Origin of the sequence: Streptomyces sp. NPDC101166 (genome assembly GCF_044768125.1) — a bacterium.
GTDB lineage: Bacteria > Actinomycetota > Actinomycetes > Streptomycetales > Streptomycetaceae > Streptomyces.
The window spans coordinates 1-1,144 of the sequence record NZ_JBIWPF010000257.1 but is presented as its reverse complement, the minus strand read 5'-3'; the positions used below and the strand labels follow the sequence as shown (position 1 = coordinate 1,144).

Annotated in this window: 1 protein-coding gene and 1 pseudogene; both read right to left on the bottom strand. The window is 66.2% G+C overall.

Annotated elements, in window-relative coordinates; genetic code table 11:
* Positions 1–2: 2 nt before the first annotated feature.
* Positions 3–803, bottom strand: a complete 801-nt coding sequence (locus ACIRS4_RS38195; RefSeq protein ID WP_404204872.1) for a hypothetical protein — start codon at positions 801–803, stop codon at positions 3–5.
* 122 nt (positions 804–925) lie between these two features.
* Positions 926–1,144 (bottom strand): annotated as a pseudogene (locus ACIRS4_RS38190) (Fe-S cluster assembly protein HesB); the annotation flags it as partial.

The following is a 1,144-nucleotide window of genomic DNA, read 5'->3' as shown; positions in this document are numbered from 1 at the left end:
GGTCAGGTGTATCCCCCGGGGCCCAGTGATGGAAACCGGCCTTGACTAACGCCGCGTGGCAGCTGGGTTTTGGCGCGGTGAACCTTTGCCCATCGGTTGCCGAAAATGCCTATTTGGGCGCGGAAAACGGCTGGTTGATAGTGGTGAAGTACTGCACCGCGGCAGCGATCGCGATCGGCGCGGTCACCAGCAATTGACCGCCGATCGTGCCCAGGAAGCCGACCGTGCTGGCTCCGATCAAGCAACCCGCCAGCGGTCCGACGGCCGAACAGCGTGGCCAGCGGGGCCGTCGCCGTCGCGAAGGCGACGCCGCCCAGGACGCAGCCGAGTGCCGCGCCGCCGAGGCCGCCGACCACGGTGCCGATGGTCGCGCCCGCGGAGATGGTGCTGGTCAAACGGTTCCAGGCGGCCAGCTCACGGTCGTACTGGGTCTTCCACGGCGCCTGATCCTCGTAGGGCAGCGCGACCGGCTTGTACACCGCGTGCGCCAGATCGGCCTGCGGCGTCAGGGTGGCGGTGCGGTCGCTGATCTGCGCCGCGATCGGGAACTCGAAATCGTCGATCCGGAACTTCAATTCGGTGCCGGCGACGGTGGTTCCATTCGCCGCCTTGACCTTCAGCGCACCGTCCTCGACGACCAGCGAACCGGCGTCGGTGCTGACCACCGTGTTGCCCTGCTCGGTGACCTGGGACGTGTAGTTGATCGTGCCGTCGTCGGTCTTGGCCGGACCGGCGTACGCGGTGCCGGCGGTGACCCCCGTCGCCGCGACCAGCAATGCCGCGATCCCGGCGAATTCCCTCATCTTCATTTTCTTTACTGCTTCCACTGCCGAGAACTGAACTGTCGGCGGCAAGCATCTGTGAACCCCCTGTGAATCTGGAGGTTAAAAACCAGCTTGATTCGATGCCGTGGAAGTGAGGGAGATTACTTCGCCTTGGCGGCGGCCTTGGCCTGCTTCTTGAATTCCCGCACCTGGGTGAGGGATTCGGCGTCGGTGACGTCGGCGACCGAGCGGCGGGAGCCGTCCTCGCCGTACGCACCGGCCGCCTCACGCCAGCCCGCGGCGGCCAGACCACGCTGTTTGCCCAGCAGGGCGAGGAAGATCCGGGCCTTCTGGTCACCGAAACCGGGCAGCTTCTTGAG